A 24,078-nucleotide genomic window follows, 5' to 3' on the forward strand; every position below is an offset into this window, starting at 1 on the left:
GCTCCTACACTTTAGGAGCGGGTTGTCCCGCGATCAGGGCCCGACAAATCACCACCAACCTCGCCCCACCCAACTCACTCGTCCCGACCTCCAAGTCAAAGCCATGCAAATCGACAATCGCCGCAACGATTGACAACCCCAGCCCGAACCCCGGGTGCCGATGGCCTTCCTCGCTGCGATAGAAGCGCTTCAACACCGCCCCGCGTTCGTCCTCGGGAATTCCCGGTCCGCTGTCCTCAATCTCAATCTGCACAGCACCGGCATCACTGCTGGCGCGCATTCGCACCTGGCCGCCTGCGGGGGTGAACTTGATGGCGTTGCCGAGCAGGTTGGCCAGCGCCTCGAACAGTAGCTCGCGATCGCCATGCAGCGGTGGTAGCTGGGCAGGTACCTCCAGGCTCAGGCGAATTTCGCCATCCTCGGCCAGCGGCAAGTAGAAGTCGTGCATCTCCAGCAGCAGGGCTCGCGGGTCGAGTTCGACAAAGCCGGCACGGCGCTGGCGGTCTTCCAGTTCGCTGATACGGAGCAAGCCGCGAAATCGCGCCATCAGCGTGTCGGTCTCGCCAATGGCCTGCTCCAGCGCTTCGGCCTGGGGCGAGTCGTCGCCGGCCTGCTGGCGGATGCGGTAGAGCTGGGCGCGCAGCCGGGTCAGTGGGGTGCGCAGGTCGTGGGCAATGTTGTCGCACACACCCTTGACCTCATGCATCAGCCGCTCGATGCGGTCGAGCATGGCGTTGACGATAGCCGCCAGCATGTCCAGCTCGTCACGCCGCTGCGACAGCGGCAGGCGTCGGGTCAGGTCGCCAGCGACGATCTGCTCGGCAGTCGCCTGGATCGCGCGGATACGCTTGAGCGGTCGGCGGCGCAGCAGGTACCAGCCGGCGATGCCGGGAATGATGGTCAGCGACAGGCCCCAGAGCAGGGCATGGAGGATGATGCGAGTAACCACGAACAGCGAGCCGTTGTCGCGCACCAGGATCAGCCAGCGGCCATCGCGCACTTTGATCGCCACCGCGTCACAGCTGTCGCGGGGCAGGTGTGGGTCGTCGGCGTCCAGGCAGCGGTTCAACTCATGGATCTTGCCGTCCAGTCCCAGGTCTGCCGGTACCTGGCGGACCTGTCCGCCGAGGAGGGGATTGAACTGTGCATCGAACAGGCCGTAGGCATCGAAGCTGCGTTCCTCGAAGGCCTGGCTTGCGATCAGGGCGTCGTCGAGCTGCTTGCCGCTCATGTGCGCGAACAGGTGCTGGCGCTGCAGCAACGAGTGACGGGTGAGTTTGTTCAGGTAGCCAGAAACCTCGAAGTACAGCACTCCCATGAGGATGCTGCTCCAGGCTACGAACAGAAAGCTGTAGAGCGCAAGCAGACGGCTGGTGGACGAGCTCCAGCCCTTAGACGGGTTCGGCAATGGCATAGCCCGAGCCCCGCACGGTCCGAATCAGCGGGGCCTGGCCGGCGGCGTCGATCTTCTTGCGCAAGCGGCCGATATGCACGTCGATCAGGTTGGTGCCGGGGTCGAAGTGATAACCCCAGACTTCCTCGAAGATCATCATCCGGGTAATCACCTGGCCGGCGTGGCGCATGAGAAACTCCAGCAACTTGTACTCGGTGGGCAACAGGTTGAGGGTGTGCTCGCCGCGCCGTGCCTCATGGCTGATCAAGTCCAGCTCCAGGTCGCCGACCTGCAGGCGGGTCTGCGCCAGTGGCACGCTGTTGCGTCGCAGCAGCACTTCTACGCGGGCGGCCATTTCGTCGGAGGCAAAGGGTTTGGTCAGGTAGTCGTCGCCACCGGCACGCAGGCCGCGCACCCGTTCGTCGACATCCGACAGGGCGCTGATCATCAGGATCGGCGTGACGATCTTGAGGTTGCGCAGGGTGGTGACGATGGTCAGGCCGTCGAGCTCGGGGAGCATGCGGTCCAGGGTGATCAGGTCGTAGCCGCCGGCAATGGCCTTGGCCAGGCCCTCGCGGCCGTTGTCGGCCCAATCCACTTCCAGGCCATGGCTGGAAAGTTCGGCGACGATCTCTTGTGCGGTGACCGCATCGTCTTCGATAGTCAGTACGCGGAGCATGCTATTACCTGGGCGGCGAGTAGAGACTTGATTGTGCCAAAGAATAGGCGGTGCCCGGGTTAAAGAAAAATTCATGATCGCCAGGCAGCCCGCCCCATGCCGGAGCGGGCTTGCCCGCGATGCTGTCAGGTCATCAAACCTTAACGATCCAGCCCGCCGGCGCTTCAATGTCGCCACTCTGGATACCGGTCAGCTCCTGGTAGAGCTTCTGGGTAACTGGGCCCACTTCGGTCTCGCTGTAGAACACGTGCAGGTTGCCGTTGTACTGGATGCCGCCGATCGGGGTGATCACCGCGGCGGTACCGCAGGCACCGGCTTCCTTGAACAGGCCAAGGTTGTTGATCAGTACGTCGCCCTCGATCACTTTCAGGCCCAGGCGCGATTGCGCCAGTTCCATCAGCGACAGGCGGGTGATGCCCGGCAGCACCGAGGCCGACTTCGGCGTGATGAACTCGTTGTTGGCGGTGATACCAAAGAAGTTGGCCGAGCCGACTTCCTCGATCTTGGTGTGGGTCAACGGGTCAAGGTAGATGCAGTCGGCGAAACCGGCCTGCTTGGCCTTGTAGCCTGGCTGCAGGCTGGCTGCGTAGTTGCCGCCGACCTTGGCGGCACCGGTGCCTTGTGGTGCGGCGCGGTCGTAGTCGGAAATCAGGAACTTGTGCGGGGTCATGCCGCCCTTGAAGTACGAGCCGACCGGAATGGCGAAGATCGAGAAGATGAACTCCGGGGCGGTACGCACGCCGATGTTGTCGCCTACGCCGATCACGAACGGACGCAGGTACAGGGCACCCTTGCCATACGGCGGCACGAAGCGTTCGTTGGCCTTGACCACTTGTTTGCAGGCCTCGATGAACACATCGGTAGGCACTTGTGGCATCAGCAGGCGGTCGCAGCTGCGCTGCATGCGCAGGGCGTTCTGGTCAGGACGGAACAGGTTGATCGAACCATCCTTGCAGCGGTACGCCTTCATGCCTTCGAAGCATTGCTGGCCATAATGCAGCGCGGTCGAGCCTTCGCTGATGTGCAGCTGGTTGTCTTCGGTCAGGGTGCCCGCGTCCCACTCGCCGTTACGGAAGTAGGACAGGTAGCGCTTGTCGGTCTTGATGTAGTCGAAGCCCAGCTTGTCCCAGTTAATGCTTTCGTTACTCATGGCACCCTCGAATGGTTGGCATATGCCTGATGGCTCAGGCGGCTGAAATAGCGCACGCAGCCACGATAATACATCCCGTGCAGATCGGAAACGCCCAGTCATAGATTGGACCATGGTCGCAGTGAAAATCAGCGTAAATCGTCACCCGCCCAGCTCGCGCAGCAGCACCAGGCGCGCACCGAAGCCGATCAGCAGGGTGCCGAACAGGCGGTTCTGCAGCTTTTGTTTCCAGGGACTGGCGGCCACCCAGCGGCCCAGGCGATCACCGCTCAGGGCATAGAAGCTGTCGAATCCCAGCCCGACCACCACCAGCACCGCGCCGAGAATGGCAAATTGCTGGCCGATCGGTCCGCCCGTCTGGCTGATGAACTGTGGCAGCAACACCGAACAGAACAACAGGGCCTTGGGGTTGAGCAGGTTGGTCAGCAGTCCTTTTTTCAAGGCGGCCGACCAATGGCCAGGGTTGCGGGCCGTGGTTGTGCTGCTGGGCAAGGCCGAGACCGGAGCGCACAGCAACTGCCAGCCCAACCAGGCGAGGTACAACCCCCCGGCAATACTGAGCAGGTCGAAGGCCCAGGGGTGGGTTCGCAGCAGCGCCGCCAGCCCCAGGGCAGCCAGGGTGACATGAGCGGCTCGCGCCAGGGCCAGGCCCAGTGCGGTCATCAGGGCCTGGCGGCGGCCTTCGCTGGCGCCGGTATTGAGCAGCAGGAACATGTCCGGTCCGGGCACCAGGTACACCACCAGCAGTGCGGCGCAAAACATGCTGTATTGAGTCATTTCACCCACTCCCGGCAATCAATGGTCAGGCGAAAATTCTATGCCGGGAGGGGCTGGCAGGTGCTTGCGAAAGTTGCGTGGAATACAGGGTGTATTGATATAAACTGCCACGGTCAGTAAAGGAATATACCGATCATGCCAAAAATTACCCTGGACGCTTTTGACCGCAAGATTCTCGACGCCCTGCAGCGCAATGCTCGCCTGAGCAATGTGGAGCTTGCCGAAATGATCGGCCTGTCGCCGTCACCCTGCCTGCGTCGGGTCCGACTGCTGGAGGAAGCGGGGATGATCAAGGGCTATGCGGCCCAGCTGGACCGCAACGAAGTCGGCCTGGGCCTGACAGTGTTCGTCGGGGTCAAGGTCGAGCGCCATCACGAACCGGCCGCCCAGGCCTTTCAGAACGCGGTACTGGCTTTGCCCGAAGTGATTGCCGCGCACCTGGTGTCGGGTGAGTCGGATTTCCTGCTCCAGGTGGTGGTGCCGGACCTGCGCCGCTACGAACGCTTTCTGATCGACACCCTGCTCAAACTGCCGGGCGTCAGCGATATTCGCAGCAATTTCGCCATCCAGACGGTCAAGCCCCATGGGCCACTACCGTTGGGCCATCTGGCTGCACATTGAGCTGGACAGACTACTCAGTCAGGCGCACCATGAATTCAACGAAGCTTTGCCCGCTGACCTCGATACGTACCACGACCGCCGCCAATCGCGGGGCAGGTACGATAGTTTGAACACCAGGCAGCAGGGTAAACCAAGGCCCCGTCCAGCAATGGACGGGGCCTTGTCGTTTCAGCGTTCCAGTCGCCACGCGCGGTCCAGCCCCAACTGCTGCAAAAACATTGTGTCGTGCGAGGCCACCAGCAGGGCCCCGCGGTACTGGCACAGCATGTTTTCCAGGGCGGCGAGGGCGGGCAGGTCGAGGTGATTGCTCGGCTCATCCAGCAGCAATAGCTGCACCGGCGTATCGCCATAGAGCACACCCGCCAGGGCCGCCTTGAGGCGCTCCCCGCCACTGAGCACACCACTGGGCAGCTCCACCCGTTCGGCACCCAGGCCCAACTGCGCGAGACGCGTGCGCAGGCTGCTTTCATCGAGGCTGGCGGAGCGCCGGCGCAGGTAGTCGAGCACCGACTGCGTGGCAGGCAACAGGCTGCAGTGCTGATCGAGGTAGGCGACTTCAACGCGAACCTCGACGTGGCCGGAATGGGGTGCGAGAAGACCTGCCAGCACCTTGAGCAGCGTCGACTTGCCGCTGCCGTTGGCGCCGATCAGTGCGACCCGTTCGCCACTGTACAGGCACCCGTCCAGCGGTGCCTGTAGCGGATCACCGAAAGGCAGGCGCAGTGCCTGCAGCGTTAGCAGCGGGCTGCCCGCCTGTCGCGCAGGGGCCGGTGCCTGGAGGACGATGGCGTTGCTGGCCTCCACCCGCCGGGCAGCTTCACGCACCCTCTGCGCCATAGCCTGCCGGGCGGCCTGATGGTCGCGCTGCAGTTTGCCGGCAGTGGCTTCGCTGCGTTCCTGCCTGCGATCCAGGAGTATCTTCGCCTGGTTACTGTCGCGCGCCTCCCGGCCAGCCCTGGCCTGGCGCCGCTCTAGCCGCTCGCGTTGTTGCTGCAGCTCGCGGGCCTGGCGCTGACGTTCCAGCTTCAGGCGCTCCAGCGTGCGCTCGGCCTGGGCGCTTTCATCGGCCTTGCACTGGGCATACACACTGTAGTTGCCGCCGTAACTGGCCAGGCCAAGGGGCGAAAGCTCGACGATCCGCTGCATGTGCGCGAGCAGTTCACGGTCATGGCTGATTACCAGCAATCCCTTGTTCCATTCTTTGAGCAGGCTGAGCAGTTGGGCGCGAGCGGGACCGTCCAGGTGATTGCTCGGCTCATCGAGGATCAGGTAGTCGGCCTCACTGAGAAATGCCCCGAGCAAGGCCACGCGCATGGCCTGGCCGCCGCTCAGGGTGGCGACCGGCCGGTCTGCATCCAATTGTTCCAGCCCATGGCGCGCCAATTGCGCCTGCAGGCGCTCGCGCATATCCCAGCGTTCGCCCACGGTGTCGAAGTCGGCTTGCGAGCAACTGCCGGCCTCGATGCGGCGCAAGGCATCGAGCACCTCGCCGACCTGGGCCAGTTGCGCCACGGTGGTGTCGGGGCCGGCAATCTGCTGCGCCAGGCAATGCACCCGGCCAGTGGCACGGCAGTGCCCAGCGGTGGGTGCCAGGTTCCCGGCGAGGATTTGCGCAAGGAGGCTCTTGCCCACGCCATTGCGCCCGACCAGGCCGGTGCGGCGCTGGTCGAAGCATTCATTCAGGTCGGTAAACAACGGCCTGCCATCGGGCAAGGCAAAGGCGACGCCATCGAGCGTCAGGATCGAGACAGGGGTCATACGACACTCCACGAAATGCCAGCAACGTCCCCGGTAAAGGGGGATGAAGACGGGCCGTCGAACAGACGGCGGCATTAATGGCGCATCGGACTACACCTCGGTGCGAGCGGTTCAGGTACGCAGCTTAGTGCGCGGTGCCTGGCAGGTAAAGCACCGTTCAGTCCTCGATCTGCTGACAGAAACGCAGGCGATTGCCGAACGGGTCGGCGATTTCCATTTGCAGGCCCCAGCCGACGTGCTGGGCTTCGGGGCGCGAATAGCCGTATTGCTTGGCAATCAGCTCGCGCTGCAGGGCCTGGATATCCTCGACGCGTGCAAACACGGTAGAGCCAGGCGTGCTGTCGCCGTGGTGCTCGCTCAGGTGCAGGATGAGCCCGTCGCGATGGACCTGGACATAGAGCGGCAGGGCGGGTTCGAAACGGTGTTCCCAGTCGAGGGTGAAGCCGAGAAAGTCCAAATAGAATTCCTTGGCTTTTTCCACCGAAAAGATGCGCAGAACCGGGATGGCGGGGGCGAGGTGCATTGAGAGGGCTCATCGAGTTGGGGTGAAGGCAGGATGATAGCAGGCACTTGGTAGCCGCTACCGCCTGGCAACTCTGCGACCGCTTTGCGGCCGATCGCAGCCTGGCGGCAGCGGCTACGCGTGCAGGGGCTTGACCTGAAGTTAAGTCGAGGTTCGACACTGCAGGCTCTTTCCACACAGGAGCCTCCCTCATGCCCAGCACCTTTCGCCTGTCCAACCCTCGGGGCCTCTACGACCCCAGCGCCAACGCCTATTCCCACGTCGCCGAGGTAAGCCCCGGGGCGATGCTGCTGTATATCGCCGGGCAGGGGGGGAGGACGTCGAGGGGCGGCTTTCAGCCAACTTTGCCGACCAGGCCCGCCAGGCTCTGGCCAACCTGCAGACGGCGTTGCAGTCGCGCGGCGCGGGGCTTGAGGATGTGTTCAAGCTGACGCTGCTGATCGTCGATCACTCGGCTGAAAAACTGCGTCAGTGGGTCGCTGAGTCCGACCGCGCCTGGGGCCCGCACATGAAGCCCACCTGCACGTTGATCCCGGTGCCAAGGCTCGCGCTGGGAGGCATGCAGGTGGAGATCGAGGCAGTGGCGGCGCGTTAGAACGTGGCCTTGACCTGCAAGCCCAGTACCAGGGCGTTGTCGATCTGCTCGCCCGAGAACGCCCCCGGCTCGATGATGTATTGCACATCCGGGCGCAAGGTCAGCCAGGGCGTGGCCTGGTAGCCGTAGCTCAGTTCAATCAGCTGTTCGGCGCTGTCCAGGTGGGGGAACGCCTCGCCGTTGGCCAGCGCGGCGTCCTGTTGCACGTCACGGCTGCGGGGGTTGGGCACGGCACGGCCATAGCCCAGGGCAACGGTATCGCGGGGGCGGCCTGCAAACGGCTTGTACAGCACCAGGCCTGTGCCATACCAGGTCTTGAAGGGCGACGCCGCCGCACTCGCGGCCGAGTACTGGCCGAACACGTGCAGGCTGCGGCCCGTTGAAGCTTGGGAGTTCCAGACGGCCTGATCGATCAGCAGGTAATGACCGCCCCGACCGGCCACTTCATCGTCGCTGCCAATACGCTTGGCATCGGAGCTGTCGTAGTAGTAACCCAGCTTGTATTCCCCAGGCAGGTCACCCGCGAGTTTGTACACCAGCTCGAGCGGCACCACGGTGCCGGTGGTGTGCTTGGGGCCCACGTGCCAGGCACGGCTGGCGTTGCCGTTGCTTTCGGGGTCGACATTGAATGCCGCCACGCGTAGCTGCCAGGCCGGCGACAGGTCGTATTTGACCCGTACCCCCAAGTGGGCGTTGGGGTAGTTGGTCCAGCCGCTACCGCCCGACATGTTCAGCGGATGCCCGCAGAAACCGGCGTTCATGAAGTTGCACAGGATGCCGCTGTCCAGCCCGCCCAGGTCGTTGCCCATGGCCATGTAGCCAAGCTTGACGTTCAGGGCCGGGGTGAACAGCGTGCGCTCGTAGCTCAGTTCGGTCAGGCGGGTGTAGAGGCCGCCGTAGTTTTCCTGGATCGGCAGGCGGTTGCCCACCATGTCTTCGGAGGCGCTGTTGCCACGACGGTCGTTGAGGGTCAGTTGGACCTTGCCGCCATCGTCCACGGCGTACAGTTTTTCCAGGTCGAACTGCACGCCGAGCTTGATGTTCTGCGAGTAGCGCGCCGAGCGGTGCAGGCCGCCGTTGGCGTTATAGGCGGTCTCGCCGCTGTAGTCGCCGGTGAATTTGATGCCTTGTTCGTCCAACTGGTGGCGAAGGCCGCCCCAGTCACCGGTGAGGGTGGCGTCCTGGGCCAGGGTAGTGGTGCTGACAAGGGTGGTGAGCAGGCAGGAGGTAATGCGCAAAGCGGAAAGCATTGAGGGGTGTTCCTGAATCTTTGAGGCGATCGTGGGGCAAGCCCGCTCCTGCAAGGAGCGGGCTTGCCCGCAAAAAAGGGTTGAATCAAGGCAACGCGTAAGCCATCACATAGTCACCACGATCGGTGGACTGACGCGCGCCACCGGCCGTAATCACGATGTACTGCTTGCCGGTCTTGGGCGACACGTAGGTCATCGGTCCACCCTGGCTGCCCACGGGCAGGCGAGCTTTCCAGACTTCTTCACCATTACCGCTGTTGAAGGCGCGCAGGTAGAAGTCCTGGGTGCCGGCAATGAACACCAGGCCACCTTGGGTCGACAGGGTGCCGCCCAGCGTCGGCAGGCCGATGTTGATCGGCAGGTGCATGCGGATGCCCAGGGGACCGGTGTCTTCGACGGTGCCCACCGGTACTTGCCAGGCGATTTTCTGGGTCTTCATGTCGATGGCGGTGAGGGTGCCGAAAGGCGGTGCCTGGCATGGAATGCCGGCCACCGACAGGAAGCGGTTCTTGTTCACCGCGTACGGCGTGCCCTTGAGCGGTACCGCGCCCATGCCGGTGTTCAGCGCTTCACCACCGGAGGCGGCCTGGCCCTTGTTCTGCGACGGGATCATCTGAATCCACAAGCCCAGGCGCATATCGTTGACGAAGATAAAACCATGCACCGGGTCGGTAGACAGGCTGCCCCAGTTCATGCCACCCAAGGAGCCGGGGAAGCTCAGCGACAGGTCGGTGCCGGGCGCTGTGTACAGGCCGTCGTAGCGCATTTTCTTGAAGTCGATGCGGCACAGCAGTTGGTCAAACGGCGTTGCACCCCACATGTCTGCTTCGGTCAGTTGCTGGGCACCGATCTGCGGCATGCCTACCGACTTGGGCTGGGTCGGCGAGTAGGGTTCGTTGGGAATGTTACCCGCCTTGACCGGTACTTCATCGACCTGGGTCAACGGCTTGCCCGTGGCACGGTCGAGCACGAAGATCTGCCCGGCCTTGGTGCCGATCACTACTGCAGGCACCGACTGGCCATCGGCCTTGGTGAAGTCGATCAGGCTGGGTTGCATCGGCAGGTCGAAGTCCCAGAGGTCGTTGTGCACGGTCTGGTACACCCACTTTTCAGCACCGGTGCTGGCATCCAGGGCCAGCACCGAAGCGCCGTACTTGTGGTTCAGCGCGGTGCGCTCCACGCCATAGATGTCGGTGGACGAGCTGCCCATGGGCAGGAACAGGGTGTTCATGGCCGGGTCGTAGGACATCGGCGCCCAGCTGTTGGGCGTGCTGCGCACGTAGGTGGCGTCGCCTGTCGGGGCGTTGCGGTCTTCGGGGTTGCCTGGGTCGAAGGCCCAGCGCATCTGCCCGCTGATCACGTCAAAACCACGGATCACGCCACCGGGCATGTCGGTCTGCACGTTGTCGGCAATGCGCCCGCCGACCACCACGGTGGTGCCGGCCATCAGCGGCGCCGACGACAGTTGGTAGTAGCTGTCGGGCACATTGCCAAGGCCGGCCTTGAGGTCAACCTGGCCGTTGTTGCCAAAGCCCTGGCAGAACGCGCCGGTATCGGCATCCACCGCGATCAGGCGGGCGTCGATGGTGTTGGTCAGGAGGCGGCGCTGGCAGTTGGCACCCGCCGGTACGCTGGCGGCGATGATCGCCGAGCTGTCAGGCTGGGTCGGTTGGGCGACGGGGGCCGTGGCATCGAAGTAAGCCATGCCGCGGCAACGCTGCCACACGGCCGACTTGGCATTGATTTCATTCTTCCACAGCTCTTTGCCGGTATCGGCATCGAGAGCGATCAGGTTGTTGTGCGGGGTGCAGATGAACACCTTGTTACCGACCTGCAGCGGGGTCAACTGGTCTTCGGCACCGTTGCCGTCGCTGAGGGCCACGTCACCGGTGTGGTAGGTCCAGGCCACTTGCAGTTTGCTGACGGTGTCACGATTGATCTGGTCCAGCGCTGCGAAGCGGCTGCCACCCTCGGTGTTGCCGTAGTGGGCCCAGTCTTTTTGCGCCGTGGCAGGGTCTACCGGGGTGATGCCCGGGCCGGTGCCGGTCGGCGCGACGCTGGGGTGAGCGACGAACATATTGATCACCGCAATGACCAGCGCAACGGCCAGCACGCCGGCTACGCCATAGGCGCCACGGCCCGGCGTGGCGCCGTTGGCACGGGCCAGCAGCGGATAGACCAGCGTGACGACAAAACCAATCGCGCCAAACATGAACAGGCGCGAGAACAGCGGCCAGAACTGCAGCCCCACATCGGCCAGGGCCCAGATCGCGGTGGCCACCAGGAAGGCGGCGAACCACCAGGCACCGGCAGGCTTGCGGCGGGCAATCAGCAGGCCGGAAACCGCCATCGCCAGACCGCCGAGCAAGAAGTACCAGGAACCACCCAGGCCGGCCAGCTTTACACCGCCAGCGGCCAGTGCAAGGCCGAGCAGAGCGATGATCACGCCCAGGCCAACCAGGATGAATGAGGAGGCGCCAGCGGCGCGCGGTGCGTGCTTCATATCGAAAAAAACTCGAAGGGGGGGTGGCCGAATTATACCCTTAGCAAGCTAATTAACAAGTTAGTACATAATTTGCCGGGGCTTGCGTGAAGGGTCACTCCACCAAAGAGACTAGCTGCGGCTCCAGCAATTCGGGCAGTACTTCAAGCAACGCCAGGGTCACCGGCAACTTGAACCGCCTGGGGCCGGCGCTGCCCGGATTGAGGTACAAGCGCCCGCCGCGCCATTCGATCAAAGGCTTGTGCGAGTGGCCGGTGATCACCAGCCGGATGCCGTCATCGAGCAGCGCTGGCACATCGGCAATGTCATGCACGAGCAGCACCTGCCAGCCGTTGAGCGTGAAACGCAGGTGGTCGGCAAGGCTGCCGGCCCAGGCCAGGTTCAGGTCATTGTTGCCGCGCACCACCTGCAAGGGCGCGATGGCCGCCAGTTGCTGGAGTATTTCCGGCTTGCCGATATCGCCGGCATGGATGATCCGCTCGCAACCGCTCAAGGCGTCCAGCGCTTCAGGGCGGAGCAGGCCGTGGGTGTCGGAGATCACGCCAACTTTCATGCAGGGTTTCCGCGCCAGGGTCAAGTTGCCGGTAGTGTACCCGCGCCTTGCAGGTTGTCGTGCAACCAGCCACTGAAGCTTTGCGCCAAGGGGTCGTGTTCGCTGTCGCGATGGGTCAGCAAGGCCCAGTTCGGGCCGCGAATGGTCTGCTCCACCAAGGGTTGCAATAGCCCGTTTTCACGCGCCTGCTGGCTAAGCAGTTCGCTGACCAGGGCAACGCCCAGCCCCGAGATCGCGGCATCGAGCAACAGCCCTGGGTCGGAGAAATTCAACCCCTGGTCTTGCTGGCCGACATCGACGCCGGCTTCTACCGCCCAGTGGCTCCAGTCCATCTCCCGCTCGCCATGCAAGGTGGTGCGTTGCTCTCGAGGCAGCGCCATCACGCTGGGGTGACACGCCGGATAGAGGCGGTCGGCATGCAGCACTTTGAAGCTGCATTCGGCCTGGGCGCTGATGTCATCGCGCACTGCCAGGTCGATGGTCTGGCTGGCCATGTCGGGCACTTCGTCGGTGGTGAAGATCCACAAATCCACCTCCGGGTGCTGGCGGCGAAAGTCACCCAGGCGCGGCAGCAGCCAGTGCCGGGCGAACGCCGGGGTGGTGTTGAGCACCAATTGATTGGGCTTCTGGTATTGCCCCAGGCGACGGATGCCCACGGCCAATTGCTGCAGCATTGCCTGGGTGGTGCTGAGCAGGTCGTGCCCGGCATCGGTCAGGCTGACACTGCGCCCGCTGCGGAAAAACAAGGGCTGTTCCAGGTAGGCCTCAAGGCTGCGGATCTGTTGGCTGATGGCCGATTGGGTCAGGTGCAGCTCTTCGGCCGCCTTGTGAAAGCTGCCCAATCGGGCGGCCGCTTCAAAGCCGCGAAGGCTGCTCAGTGGGGGCCAGTGCTTGAGCATTGATAAGGTTTCCTAATCAGTTTTCTGCAAAATCCATCGTTTGTTTGCCCGTTTTTACAGCCTTAGCATGCATGCCAAGACCGCCAAGGCAGTTTTCATTGAACACAATGGCTTAACTCAAGGGTATTTGTCATGCAACAGAGCGACGTGCGTAACGAAGGGTGGTGGATGCCGGCAGAGTGGGTCCGGCACGCGGCAACCTGGATGGTATGGCCCCACAACCAGGCGCTGTGGGAGTCGGGCTGGGGCGTGACCCTGGCGCAAGTGCAGGAAGACTTTGCCCGCGTGGCCAACGCCATCGCCCGCTTCGAGCCGGTCAAGCTGGTGGTCGACCCTGCTGCGGTGGCCAGTGCCAAGGCCCTGTGCGGGCCAAACATCGAGTTGATCGCGCTGGCAGTGAACGACAGCTGGTGCCGGGATTCGGGCCCAAGCTTTGTGTGCCACCCACAGCAGGGTGTGGCGGGCGTTAGTTGGCGCTTCAATGCCTGGGGCGGCAAATCGGCCCATGACCTGGACGAAGGCCTGGCCCGCCGCGTACTCAATGGCCTGGGCCTGCCGTGCTTCGGCACGCCCTTGAGCAACGAAGGCGGCGCCATACATGTCGACGGCGAAGGCACGCTGATCACCACCGAGTCGGTGTTGCTCAACCCCAATCGCAATCCGGGCATGAGCAAGGCCGAAATGGAGCGTATCTTCAACCGCTTGCTGGGCATCAAGAAAACCATCTGGCTGCCGGGCGATCCCGACTACGTGACCGGCGACATGACCGATGGCCATGTCGATGGCGTGTGTGCCTTCGCTCGCCCGGGCGTGTTGCTGGTGGACGCCACCCATGACCAGGGTTCGGCATACGCCGAGGTGGTACGGGAAAACCGTCGTGCGCTGGAGCTGGCCACCGATGCCCAGGGCCGCCCCTTCGAGCTGATCGAACTGTTTGAGGCCAGCGAAGCGGTAGACACCGACGCCGAAGTGTTCTGCGCCTCCTACACCAACTTCTACATTGCCAACCACGCGATCATCATGCCGGCCTACGGCATCGATGCCGACCACGTGGCGGCGCAGGTATTGGCCCAGGCGTTTCCGGGGCGCGAAGTGGTACCGGTGCGCATCAACCACCTGGCCCATGGCGGTGGCGGGGTGCACTGCATCACCCAGCAGCAGCCGGCCTGGCCGGTGGAGGGTTGATGCCATGAGCCTGCTGACCGTCGCCACCACCCAGATGCCTTGCACCTGGAACCTTGAACACAACCTCGACCACGCCGAGCAGCTGGTGCGAGAGGCCGCAGCCAAGGGCGCCCGGCTGGTCCTGCTGCAAGAGCTGTTTGCCACGCCGTACTTCTGCATCGAGCAAAGCCACAAGCACCTGGCGCTGGCCGAGGAGTACCGCGACAGCAAGGTACTCAAGCGTTTCGCCGCACTGGCACGGGAACTGGAAGTGGTGCTGCCGTTGAGCTGGTTCGAGCGGGCCGGCAACGCCTGGTTCAATTCCCTGAGCGTGGTCGATGCCGATGGGCAGTTGCTCGGTGTGTACCGCAAGACCCACATCCCCAACGCCATCGGCTACCAGGAGAAGGAGTACTTCAGTCCCGGCGATACCGGCTTCAGGGTCTGGGACACCGCTGCCGGGCGCATTGGCGTGGGCATCTGCTGGGACCAGTGGTTTCCCGAGACCGCCCGCTGCCTGGCATTGATGGGCGCCGAAATCCTGCTGTTTCCCACCGCCATCGGCTCGGAGCCTGGCTGTGCTGGATTGGATTCTCGTGATCACTGGCAGATGGCGATGCGCGGTCATGCCGCCGCCAACATCCTGCCGGTGGTGGCGGCCAACCGTGTCGGCCGGGAAGTGGCGACCACCGATGCGCACTTGCAGATGGACTTCTATGGCTCCTCCTTCATCTGCGACCACAAGGGCAAGTTGTTGGCAGAGGCCGACCGCAGCAGTACCGGTGTGATGCTGAGCAGTCTGGACCTGGCAGCGATGGCCGAAGAGCGCCTGAGCTGGGGCATTTACCGCGACCGCCGGCCGGAAATGTACGGACCGCTGTTGAGCCAGGACGGCCGTCACCTCAATGCTCGCTGGAACGCCCAAGGAGTCTGATATGAACGCTGCCCACAACCGTCTGCTGTGCGTGCTGGGCCTTGCCCTGGGGTGCAGCATGGCATCGCTGCACGCCGAAGAGAAAACCCTGCGGCTGTACAACTGGGCCGACTACTTTGCCGAGGACACCCTGGCCAGGTTCACCGCCGAAACCGGTATCAAGGTGATCTATGACGTCATGGACGGCAGCGAAACCCTGGAAGCCAAGCTGATGGCTGGCGGTAGCGGCTATGACCTGATCTTCCCCGGCGACACTGTGGCTGAGCGCCTGATGCGTGCCGGCGGCCTGAAGGTGCTGGATCAATCCAGGCTCACCGCCATGAACGATATCGAGCCTGGCCTGCAAAAACTGCGCACGCACTATGTGCATTCAAGCCCTGCTACCGTGCCTTATACCTGGGGCACCATCGGCCTGACCTACAACGCCGAGCAGATCGGCCAGCGCATGCCCGATGCGCCGGTCGACAGCCTGGACATGCTGTTCAAACCGGAGCTTGCGGCCAGGTTCGGCGACTGCGGCATTTCGATGATCGACTCGCCCGATGAAGTGCTGGCGGTGGTGCTCAATTACCTGGGCCGCGAACCGCGCAGTGGGCGACGTGAAGACCTGGCCGCGGCCAGCGAGGTACTGCTCAGGATTAGGCCTTACATTCGCAAGTTCCAGTCCCAGCCGGTGACCGATCTGGTCAACGGCAACCTATGCCTGTCGTTGGGCTACAGCGGTGACATGACCCAGGCGCAGCGCACCGCCGACAGTGCCGGCAAAACCACCCGGTTCCAGTACCGCGTTCCCAGGGAGGGGACTACCTTATGGATGGACACCATGGCGATTCCGGTGGACGCCAGGCATCCGGAGTACGCCTATGCCTTCATCAACTTTGTCATGCGCCCGCAGAACATGGCTGCAATCAGTAACTTCACCGGCTATCCCACGTCCAACGCCAAGGCGCGCCCGGATGTCGAGGCGAGCATGCGCAATAACCCGGACATTTACCTGGACGAGGCCACGTACGAGCGGCTGATTCCAGGCCAGGACATTCCTCAGGCCGACATGCGCGCCCGCATGCGCACCTGGACCAAATTCAAGACCGCCACCGCGCAGTAAGTGCTCCGGCAACCCTTCAAGGACTCATCTATGACGACGCGTCGTGACTTCATCAAACAGGCTTCGGTCGTTGCCGGCATCAGCGCGGCCGTGGCGCTCGGGCTCGGTCTCAACCCCGCGCGCGCCCACGCTGCCAGCGCGGGCACCTGGCGCATGCCCGATGAAGGTGACCGCCACCAGCGGGCGTTTATCGCCTTTGGCGCCCAGGAAGACATCTGGGAAGACTTTACCGCCGACGTGCAGCAAGCCATCGGCGAGATCGCCCGCACCATCGCGCATTACCAGCCGGTCACGGTGTTCTGCCGCAAGCACGAACGGGCGCTTGCCGAGGAGCGCTGCGGCACCGCCAACATCACCTACGTCATTACCGAACTGGATGATGTGTGGATGCGTGATACCAGCGCCAACTTTGTCATCGATGACGAGGGCGGCCTGGGTGCGGTGGACTTCAACTTCAACGGCTGGGGCAACAAGCAGCAGCACGAAGACGATGCGCAGCTGGCCGGGCTGGTCGCCGACAGGACGGATGCACACTACATCCAGAGCGAGCTGGTGGGCGAGGGCGGGGGTATCGAGGTGGATGGCCACGGTACGGGGATCATGACCGAAAGCAGTTGGATCAATCGCAACCGTAATCCCGACTGGAGCAAGGCCGAAGTCGAGAAAGAACTCAAGGCGCGCCTGGGCCTGCGCAAAATCATCTGGCTGCCGGGCATCAAGGGCAAGGACATTACCGACGCCCATGTCGACTTCTATGCCCGCTTCGTCAAACCCGGGGTCGTGATTGCCAACCTCGACACCGATCCCGATTCATACGACCACAAGGTCACGTTGGCCCACCTGGAAATCCTCAAAAAGGCCACCGATGCCGAGGGTCGCCCCTTGCAGGTGCTTACCCTGTCGCCACCGCTCAAACCGCGCAAAAGCAAATTCAGCAGGAACAACCCTGACTTTGCCGCCGGTTACATCAATTACTTCGTCATCAATGGTGCGGTCATTGCGCCCGAGTTTGGTGACAACACGGCAGACGCTGCTGCTTATGACCTGTTGTCACAGTGCTACCCCGGCCGCGAAGTGGTGCAACTGAACATCGACGCCATTGCCGCGGGTGGCGGTGGCATCCACTGCGTGACCAGCCATCAGCCGAAGGCTTGACCCGCAAGCGTCAGAACACCAAGCCCAGCTTGGCGCCATATTCATTTCGGGTTTGCTTGTCGAAGTTGTTGATGAGGAACTGGCCATCCAGCGCGTATTTGAAATGGCTGTAGTACAGCGTGGCCATCACCGGGAAGTTCCCCTGCTGATTGAACAATACCTGCAGTTCGGCATAGGGGTTGCTGGTATCTTTCAAGTCCAGGCTGTCATCGCCGACGCGACTGATATCCAACTGCGAATCGCCATCAATTGTTTTACGCACGCCGGCTTCCAATCGCACGGTGGCCGTGGTGAAAAGATGGTTATAGCCAATTGCAAGTTTGGCGAAAGGCGTGCGGCTGGTGAGGTCAATGTCGTACTTGCTGTAGTCGGGGTGAAAGCGGTTCCATTTGTAGCCTGCGCCCAGCAGCACATCGATAAAGTTGCTGTCATCCAGTGCCATGCGCCAGCCCAGGTCCAGGTCGGCCTGGGCGTCCTTGACCCGCTCTCCCTGGCGCTCCACGTACTGGCCACTGAGCTCGGCGTGATAAACCAGACCGCTCTGCGCCGTGAGTTTATTGCCGTAGTTAATGAACAGGCCACCTTCAGGTATATATTCCGTATCGCTGGAGCGTTGGCCTTCAAATTCCAGTTCGCTATAGTTCCCGATCAGGCCCACCGTAAACACCGGGTCAGTAGAGGGTGCAGCAACGGAAAGGGCAGGCAGGGCGCTTGTTAGCGCACCGGTAACAGCGGCAACCATTATTGTTGTTTTCATCAGGGACACCTTCGGCGCACCAGAGGTCCGTTGCGGACCTGTTAATTAGCAACATAGCTGCTCTTTTTCTATGTGTAGGACTGCGCCGTAAAAATAATGGCAATTTGCTAGGAGTGGGGGCTTTGAAGCGCGTGGTAGCCGCTGTCGAACGGCGTGTCTACTGCCTTTGTGATTAATTGTAAGTTACATTTATACAGTCAGTGCCTGGGCCCGGGTTTCGCCAGTAGTTGCTGGCTTAAATAAGTTGGCGCCAATAATAAGCGTGCCATTTTATGGGGTTGAAGTATCAACTGGCGTTTTTAAAGCAAATCTGTTTATCAGGCAGTCGGTTCTTGACTACATTAATCGGCCAGTCCCTTTCCAGCCTTGTCCAGCAACCATTCCCGAAACGCTTGCAGCGCCGGTAACGCCTGATTGCGCGGTGGATAGACCAGGTAATAACTGCGGGCACTGGCATAAGGCAGGGCAGGGCTGCACAGTTCGCCGCTGGCCAGCTCTTCGGTGATCAGGATACGCGGCACCAGGCCGATGCCGATGTCGGCGCGCACGGCCTGGATCAGGTGCGAAGTCAGTTCAAAACTCGGCCCCAGGCGCATGGCCTGGTGTGCAAGGCCGTGGTGGGTGAACCACTCGCCCCAGGCATTGGGGTTGTTGGCCACGCTGAGCAGTACCTGCTGGCTGATGTCCTGGGGGCTCCACGCTGGGCGAGTGGCGGCCAGCGTGGGGGAAAGAATGACCATCAGTTCTTCGGCGTGCAGGCGATGGCAGATCAGTCCGGGCAGGTCGCTGGTGGCCACTATGATGGCGGCGTCGATGCCGCTGGTGGCGAAGTCCACCGGTTCGATCCGTGAATTGATATGCACCATCACCTCAGGATGGCTGCGGTAGAACGCATGCAGGCGCGGCAGCAGCCATTTCGAGCCAAAGGTAGGCAGGGTCGCCAGGCGCAGGCTGCCGCCGCCGGCCTGGTGGGCAATGGCGTGCAACGTGGCGCTGCGCACCCGGCCCAGGGCCTCGGCGATTTCGCGCTGATACAGGCGGCCGACATTGGTGAGTTTGACTGTGCGGCCTTCGCGGCGAAACAGCATCACCCCCAGTTGCTGCTCCAGCGCCTGGACCTGGCGGCTGACCGCGCTCTGGGTCAGCGACAACTCCACGGCGGCGCGGGTGTAGCTTTCATGCCGGGCGGCAGCCTCAAAGGCCAGCAATAACGACATGGACGGGGTGAGGTTGCGGTAATTCATTCGTAAAAGTCATCAAAGGTTGCGGGAATATCCGTTTGTGCTGGGCGCAAGGCTACGGGATCATTGGCATCATCCACTACCCGGCGGTGTACTGACCATACCGTTTCGGCACATATTCCTGATTAGCCTGACATAAATGAGGCCATCCCCCGATGATCGCCCGACTGACCAGCACTGCACCGGCCACGCTGTACCCTGATTTCCTCGACGCGCTGCGCAGTGCAGGTTTCCGTGGCCAGCTCAGCGCTGACTACGCCACCCGCACGGTGTTGGCCACCGACAACTCCATCTACCAGCGCCTGCCCCAGGCCGCTGTGTTCCCCGTGGACGCCGACGACGTCGCTCGCATTGCCAGCCTGATGGCCGAGCCACGCTTCAAGGACGTCAAGCTCACACCGCGCGGTGGCGGCACCGGCACCAATGGCCAGTCGCTGACCGACGGCATCGTCGTCGACCTGTCGCGGCACATGAACACCATCCTCGACATCAATGTCGAGGAGCGCTGGGTGCGGGTCCAGGCCGGTGTGGTCAAGGACCAGCTCAACGCCGCGCTCAAGCCACATGGCTTGTTCTTCGCCCCGGAACTGTCGACGTCCAACCGCGCCACCGTCGGCGGCATGATCAACACCGACGCCAGCGGCCAGGGCAGCTGCACCTACGGCAAGACCCGCGACCACGTCCTGGAGCTGCATAGCGTGTTGCTCGGCGGCCAGCGCCTGCATACCCGGCCCTTGAGCGACGCCGAACTGGAGGCTGCCTGTGCCGAGCCCGGTCGCGCCGGTGAGGTGTATCGCACCGCACGACGGATCCAGGAAACCCAGGCCGAGCTGATCGAGCAGACCTTCCCCAAGCTCAACCGCTGCCTGACCGGCTATGACCTGGCGCACCTGCGTGATGAACAAGGGCGCTTCAACCTCAATAGCGTGCTGTGTGGCGCCGAAGGTTCGCTGGGTTATGTGGTCGAGGCCAAGCTCAATGTGCTGCCGATTCCCAAATACGCCGTGCTGGTCAACGTGCGCTACACCAGTTTCATGGACGCCCTGCGCGACGCCAATGCACTGATGGCGCACAAGCCGCTGTCGATCGAAACCGTCGATTCCAAGGTATTGATGCTGGCGATGAAAGACATCGTCTGGCACAGCGTTGCCGAATATTTCCCCGCCGACGCCGAACGCCCGACCCTGGGCATCAACCTGGTGGAGTTCTGCGGGGATGACCCGGCCGAAGTGAATGCGCGGGTGCAAGCCTTTGTCGCACACTTGCAGGCCGACAAGGGCGTGGAGCGCCTGGGCCACACCCTGGCCGAAGGCGCCGAGGCGGTGACCCGGGTCTACACGATGCGCAAGCGCTCGGTGGGCCTGTTGGGCAACGTCGAAGGTGAAGTGCGCCCGCAGCCGTTCGTGGAAGACACCGCCGTACCGCCGGAGCAACTGGCCGACTACATTGCCGATTTCCGTGCCTTGCTCGACAGCTATGGCCTGGCCTACGGCATGTTCGGCCACGTCGATGCCGGCGTGCTGCATGTGCGCCCGGCCCTGGACATGAAAGACCCCGCCCAGGCCGCGCTGGTCAAGCCGATTTCCGATGCCGTGGCGGCGCTGACCCTGCGTTACGGTGGCCTGCTGTGGGGCGAGCATGGCAAGGGCCTGCGCTCGGAGTACGTGCCCGAGTACTTCGGTGAGCTGTACCCGTCGCTGCAGGCGCTCAAGGGCGCATTCGACCCGCACAACCAGCTCAACCCCGGCAAGATCTGCACCCCGCCCGACAGCGCCCAGGGCCTGATCAAGGTCAACGAGGCACCGCTGCGCGGCGACTACGACCGCCAGATCGACGAGCGCGTGTGGCAAAGCTTCGGCAGCGCCGTGCATTGCAACGGCAACGGCGCTTGCTACAACTACGACCCCAACGACGCCATGTGCCCCTCGTGGAAAGCCACCCGCGAACGCCAGCACTCCCCCAAGGGCCGTGCCTCGCTGATTCGCGAATGGCTGCGCCTGCAGGGCGCCGCCAGTATTGACGTGCTCGACGTCGCCAAGGGCAAGGTGGCCTGGCTCAAGGGCCTGCCGACGCGCCTGCGCAACAACCTGGCGCGCAACAAGGGCGAGGCGGATTTCTCCCATGAGGTGTACGACGCCATGGCCGGCTGCCTGGCATGCAAATCCTGCGCGGGGCAGTGCCCGATCAAGGTCAACGTGCCTGAGTTCCGCTCACGCTTTCTTGAGCTCTACCATGGGCGCTACCAGCGGCCGCTGCGTGACTACCTGATCGGTTCGCTGGAGTTCAGCATTCCGTACCTGGCCCATGCCCCCGGCCTGTACAACGCCGTGATGGGGTCGAAGTGGGTGAGCACATTGCTGGAGCGTCATGTCGGCATGCTCGACAGCCCCTTGATCAGCCGCTACAACCTGCAGGCCACGCTGACCCGCTGCAATGTGCGCATGGCCAGCATCCCGGCGCTGCGTGAACTGACCCCGGCCCAGCGCGAGCGCAGCATCGTCCTGGTCCAGGACGCCTTTACTCGCTACTTCGAGACCCCGGTGCTGGCGGCCTTTATCGACCTGGTCCACCGCCTGGGCCACCGCGTGTACCTGGCGCCCTACAGCGCCAACGGCAAGCCGCTGCACGTACAGGGCTTCCTCGGTGCCTTCAACAAGGCGGCGATCCGCAATGCTCGCCAGCTCAGCGCCCTGGCCGAGTGCGGCGTGCCGCTGGTGGGCCTGGACCCGGCGATGACCCTGGTGTACCGCCAGGAGTACCAGAAAGTGCCAGGCCTGGGTGGCTGCCCGACCGTGCTGCTGCCCCAGGAGTGGTTGATGGACGTACTGCCCGAGCAGCCGACCCGCGTCACCGCTACCTACCGGTTGATGGCCCACTGCACCGAGAAGACCAACGTCCCTGCCAGTACCCGCCAGTGGGAGCAGGTGTTCGCCCGCCTGGGCCTGAAACTGTCCACCGAAGCCACCGGCTGCTGCGGCATGTCGGGTACCTACGGTCACGAAGCCCGCAACCAGGACACCTCCAAGGTCATCTTCGAGCAGTCCTGGGCGGGCAAGCTGGACAAGGAAGGGGAGGCGCTGGCCACGGGGTATTCATGCCGTAGCCAGGTCAAGCGCCAGGCCGACCGCACCTTGCGCCATCCGTTGGAAGTGGTGTTGCAGCAACTCAATGCCTAGGCCGCTCCCACAGTCAAGGGTAAAAAAGCACAAGCCCGAACACTGCAAAGACCACCAGGTGCATGAGGCCCTGAATCGGTGAGGTTTTCTGGCTGTTGAAGCTCAGCATGGTCAGCACCACAGTGATGACGAAGAGCAGGATTTCGGTGTTGGAAATCCCCATCACCACCTGCTTGTTGGTGACCATGCCGATCACCAGCACCGCCGGCACCGTGAGGCCGACGGTCGAGACAAATGCACCCAGGCACAGGTTGATCGCCCGTTGCATCTCGTTGTTGATCGCTGCCTTCACGGCGGTGATGGACTCGGGGGTGAAGACAATGATCGCGATCAACACACCGCCCACCGCAGTAGGGGCGCCGACGGCCTCGATGCCGTAGTCGGTCACCACGGCCAGGTAGTGCGCCAGCAACACGATGGGCAGTATCAGCCCGAGCAGCACCAGGGAACGTACCAGGATTTCTTTGCGATCGAGCGAGGTGTGGTCGCTGCTCTGCAGCGTCTCGCTGCGCGCTTGCGGTTGGGCAATGCTCATCTGGCCGGCGGGTGGTTGCATGAAGAAACGCCGGTGGCTGCGCATCTGCATCCACAGGAATGCGGCGTACAGCGCCAGGGTCAGCGCCGAAATGCCAACCGCCTGGGTGACGCTGAACTCGCCGGTGCTGGATGTGTAGTTGGGCAGTATCAAGGCAATCGCGGTGAGCAACACGATCATGGAAATGTAGGCATTGGCACCCTGGATATTGAACGCCTGCTCGCCGTTGCGCGCCGCGCCGGCAAGCAGGCAGATGCCGATGACCAGGTTCATGATGATCATCATCACGGCAAAGATCGAATCCCGGCCAATGCTCGGGAACTCGCCGGGCCCCAGTAATACCGAGGCGATCAGGATCACTTCGATCGAGACAATCGACAACGTCAGAATCAGTGTGCCGTAGGGCTCGCCCAGCTGCTGTGCCAGGTGGTCGGCTTCGTGTACCACGCCAGAAGACGCCATCAGGATCGTGAAGAACAGCAGCAGAAACACCCAGGTCGAGGTCAACGAGTTCAAGGTGCTGCCCAGCAGGTCTGCACCCAGCAGCATGAACAGGCCGACCACCAGCCAGGCGCCGGTCAGGCGTATCCAGGTCGAGAGGGGAATGAGTGGGCGCTTGATGGCGTCGCTGTACAGGGTGTTCTGGCTTGGCGCTGTGTTCATGGGTCAGTCTCCCTGTGAGCACGATGGCGGGTTGACGTTTTTGCCGGCACCCCGGGGCTTTGTTGCAACGCCGCCATTGAGGGCGCCCATCGCGCCTTCGTACACCAACCCGAGCAACAGGATGCCGGCGAAGATTACCGCTCCGATAAAGCCGGCCCAGCCTGTTTCCCTCACCGAGACGGCATAGGCAAACAGAAACAGCGCCTCGGCTTCAAAGATCACGAACAGAATTGCAACCAGGTGGAATTTGGCTGATAGCCGCAGGCGGGCGGTACCCACGGGTAGCATCCCGGACTCGAAGGGTTCGTTCTTGCTCCGCCCCCAGGCCTTGCCGCCCAGGAATCTGGAGATGCCCAGCATCAACAGGCAAAGCGTGACGACGCCTAGCAAGAAGACGCCGAACGCCCAGTTGTGCGAGATAGTGGCTGTGTCTGTCATGGTTCAGTCCCCGGTGTGAATGGATCAAGGTGGCGTTGCTCAAGCCATTGAAATCTTCGTACGGGAACGGGTTAGCCACAGGCACACGGGGCTGACGGACAGAACCGAAAGCGCTGCGCCGGGGTGAATGACAGGGGGGAGGTAGGGAGTGCGGATAGATCGGTCACGGCCTGCTTCCTTGGAAGTCCAGGGCCGTCCCCGATCAGTAT

General features: G+C 62.8%; 20 protein-coding genes and 1 pseudogene. 7 read left to right on the forward strand and 14 right to left on the reverse strand.

Annotation, left to right across the window (positions count from 1 at the left end; genetic code table 11):
- Nucleotides 1-4 precede the first annotated feature (4 nt).
- The 4 genes from ABVN19_RS05175 to ABVN19_RS05190 form a co-directional block, all read right to left on the reverse strand.
- Nucleotides 5-1,414: a HAMP domain-containing sensor histidine kinase gene (locus tag ABVN19_RS05175; protein ID WP_105642492.1), complete on the reverse strand. Its 1,410-nt coding sequence runs from the start codon at nucleotides 1,412-1,414 to the stop codon at nucleotides 5-7.
- On the reverse strand, nucleotides 1,392-2,072 hold the full coding sequence (locus ABVN19_RS05180) for a response regulator transcription factor (protein WP_105642493.1): 681 nt from the start codon (nucleotides 2,070-2,072) through the stop codon (nucleotides 1,392-1,394). Before ABVN19_RS05180 ends, ABVN19_RS05175 begins: the two co-directional genes overlap by 23 nt.
- 133 nt (nucleotides 2,073-2,205) lie before the next feature.
- Entirely contained in the window at nucleotides 2,206-3,222 is a 1,017-nt protein-coding gene (locus ABVN19_RS05185) for a branched-chain amino acid aminotransferase (RefSeq protein ID WP_028941463.1), read from the reverse strand.
- 141 nt (nucleotides 3,223-3,363) lie between these two features.
- A complete protein-coding gene (locus ABVN19_RS05190; protein ID WP_028941464.1) occupies nucleotides 3,364-3,999 on the reverse strand; it encodes a LysE family translocator in 636 nt (211 codons plus the stop codon).
- 144 nt (nucleotides 4,000-4,143) lie between these two features.
- On the opposite strand from ABVN19_RS05190, the gene ABVN19_RS05195 reads away from it, so the two are divergent.
- Nucleotides 4,144-4,620, forward strand: coding sequence for an Lrp/AsnC family transcriptional regulator (locus ABVN19_RS05195; protein WP_028941465.1), 477 nt, complete (start codon nucleotides 4,144-4,146; stop codon nucleotides 4,618-4,620).
- Nucleotides 4,621-4,788: 168 nt separating this feature from the next.
- Here the strand turns inward: ABVN19_RS05195 and ABVN19_RS05200 are convergent, their stop codons facing one another.
- Entirely contained in the window at nucleotides 4,789-6,378 is a 1,590-nt protein-coding gene (locus tag ABVN19_RS05200) for an ABC-F family ATP-binding cassette domain-containing protein (RefSeq protein ID WP_105642494.1), read from the reverse strand.
- A 157-nt stretch (nucleotides 6,379-6,535) separates the two neighbouring features.
- A complete protein-coding gene (locus ABVN19_RS05205; RefSeq protein WP_028941467.1) occupies nucleotides 6,536-6,901 on the reverse strand; it encodes a glyoxalase superfamily protein in 366 nt (121 codons plus the stop codon).
- 191 nt (nucleotides 6,902-7,092) lie between these two features.
- Between ABVN19_RS05205 and ABVN19_RS05210 the strand changes: the two are divergent.
- Nucleotides 7,093-7,496 (forward strand): annotated as a pseudogene (locus tag ABVN19_RS05210) (RidA family protein).
- Here the strand turns inward: ABVN19_RS05210 and ABVN19_RS05215 are convergent.
- From ABVN19_RS05215 to ABVN19_RS05230, 4 genes are all read right to left on the reverse strand, one after another.
- Complete coding sequence (locus ABVN19_RS05215) at nucleotides 7,493-8,746, reverse strand: carbohydrate porin (protein WP_105642495.1); 1,254 nt, start codon at nucleotides 8,744-8,746, stop codon at nucleotides 7,493-7,495. The pseudogene ABVN19_RS05210 and the gene ABVN19_RS05215 overlap by 4 nt on opposite strands.
- An 85-nt stretch (nucleotides 8,747-8,831) precedes the next feature.
- Nucleotides 8,832-11,249: a glucose/quinate/shikimate family membrane-bound PQQ-dependent dehydrogenase gene (locus tag ABVN19_RS05220; RefSeq protein ID WP_028941469.1), complete on the reverse strand. Its 2,418-nt coding sequence runs from the start codon at nucleotides 11,247-11,249 to the stop codon at nucleotides 8,832-8,834.
- Between the two features lie 94 nt (nucleotides 11,250-11,343).
- The gene (locus tag ABVN19_RS05225) at nucleotides 11,344-11,802 is read right to left on the reverse strand and encodes a metallophosphoesterase family protein (RefSeq protein WP_028941470.1); all 459 of its coding nucleotides are present in this window, start codon (nucleotides 11,800-11,802) and stop codon (nucleotides 11,344-11,346) included.
- 20 nt (nucleotides 11,803-11,822) lie between these two features.
- Nucleotides 11,823-12,701: a LysR substrate-binding domain-containing protein gene (locus ABVN19_RS05230; protein WP_028941471.1), complete on the reverse strand. Its 879-nt coding sequence runs from the start codon at nucleotides 12,699-12,701 to the stop codon at nucleotides 11,823-11,825.
- A 132-nt stretch (nucleotides 12,702-12,833) separates the two neighbouring features.
- On the opposite strand from ABVN19_RS05230, the gene ABVN19_RS05235 reads away from it, so the two are divergent.
- From ABVN19_RS05235 to ABVN19_RS05250, 4 genes are read left to right on the forward strand one after another with little or no spacing between them, the layout of a single operon-like run.
- Nucleotides 12,834-13,886: an agmatine deiminase family protein gene (locus ABVN19_RS05235; protein ID WP_028941472.1), complete on the forward strand. Its 1,053-nt coding sequence runs from the start codon at nucleotides 12,834-12,836 to the stop codon at nucleotides 13,884-13,886.
- Nucleotides 13,887-13,890: 4 nt separating this feature from the next.
- On the forward strand, nucleotides 13,891-14,799 hold the full coding sequence (gene aguB, locus ABVN19_RS05240; RefSeq protein ID WP_105642496.1) for an N-carbamoylputrescine amidase: 909 nt from the start codon (nucleotides 13,891-13,893) through the stop codon (nucleotides 14,797-14,799).
- A 1-nt stretch (nucleotide 14,800) separates the two neighbouring features.
- A complete protein-coding gene (locus ABVN19_RS05245; RefSeq protein ID WP_105642497.1) occupies nucleotides 14,801-15,904 on the forward strand; it encodes an extracellular solute-binding protein in 1,104 nt (367 codons plus the stop codon).
- Nucleotides 15,905-15,934: 30 nt separating this feature from the next.
- Complete coding sequence (locus ABVN19_RS05250; RefSeq protein WP_105642498.1) at nucleotides 15,935-17,059, forward strand: agmatine deiminase family protein; 1,125 nt, start codon at nucleotides 15,935-15,937, stop codon at nucleotides 17,057-17,059.
- 10 nt (nucleotides 17,060-17,069) lie between these two features.
- Here ABVN19_RS05250 and ABVN19_RS05255 read toward each other — a convergent pair whose 3' ends face one another.
- Complete coding sequence (locus ABVN19_RS05255; RefSeq protein ID WP_105642499.1) at nucleotides 17,070-17,816, reverse strand: hypothetical protein; 747 nt, start codon at nucleotides 17,814-17,816, stop codon at nucleotides 17,070-17,072.
- Between the two features lie 341 nt (nucleotides 17,817-18,157).
- On the reverse strand, nucleotides 18,158-19,060 hold the full coding sequence (locus tag ABVN19_RS05260; RefSeq protein ID WP_028941477.1) for a LysR substrate-binding domain-containing protein: 903 nt from the start codon (nucleotides 19,058-19,060) through the stop codon (nucleotides 18,158-18,160).
- Between the two features lie 152 nt (nucleotides 19,061-19,212).
- Here ABVN19_RS05260 and ABVN19_RS05265 point away from each other — a divergent pair, with 152 nt between their 5' ends.
- Nucleotides 19,213-22,233: an FAD-binding and (Fe-S)-binding domain-containing protein gene (locus tag ABVN19_RS05265; RefSeq protein WP_105642500.1), complete on the forward strand. Its 3,021-nt coding sequence runs from the start codon at nucleotides 19,213-19,215 to the stop codon at nucleotides 22,231-22,233.
- 13 nt (nucleotides 22,234-22,246) lie between these two features.
- Here the strand turns inward: ABVN19_RS05265 and ABVN19_RS05270 are convergent, their stop codons facing one another.
- A complete protein-coding gene (locus ABVN19_RS05270; protein WP_051270345.1) occupies nucleotides 22,247-23,431 on the reverse strand; it encodes a calcium:proton antiporter in 1,185 nt (394 codons plus the stop codon).
- Between the two features lie 3 nt (nucleotides 23,432-23,434).
- A complete protein-coding gene (ndhC, locus tag ABVN19_RS05275; protein WP_105642501.1) occupies nucleotides 23,435-23,869 on the reverse strand; it encodes an NADH-quinone oxidoreductase subunit A in 435 nt (144 codons plus the stop codon).
- Between the last annotated feature and the right edge of the window lie 209 nt (nucleotides 23,870-24,078).

This window comes from Pseudomonas vranovensis, from assembly GCF_040438935.1.
GTDB lineage: Bacteria > Pseudomonadota > Gammaproteobacteria > Pseudomonadales > Pseudomonadaceae > Aquipseudomonas > Aquipseudomonas vranovensis.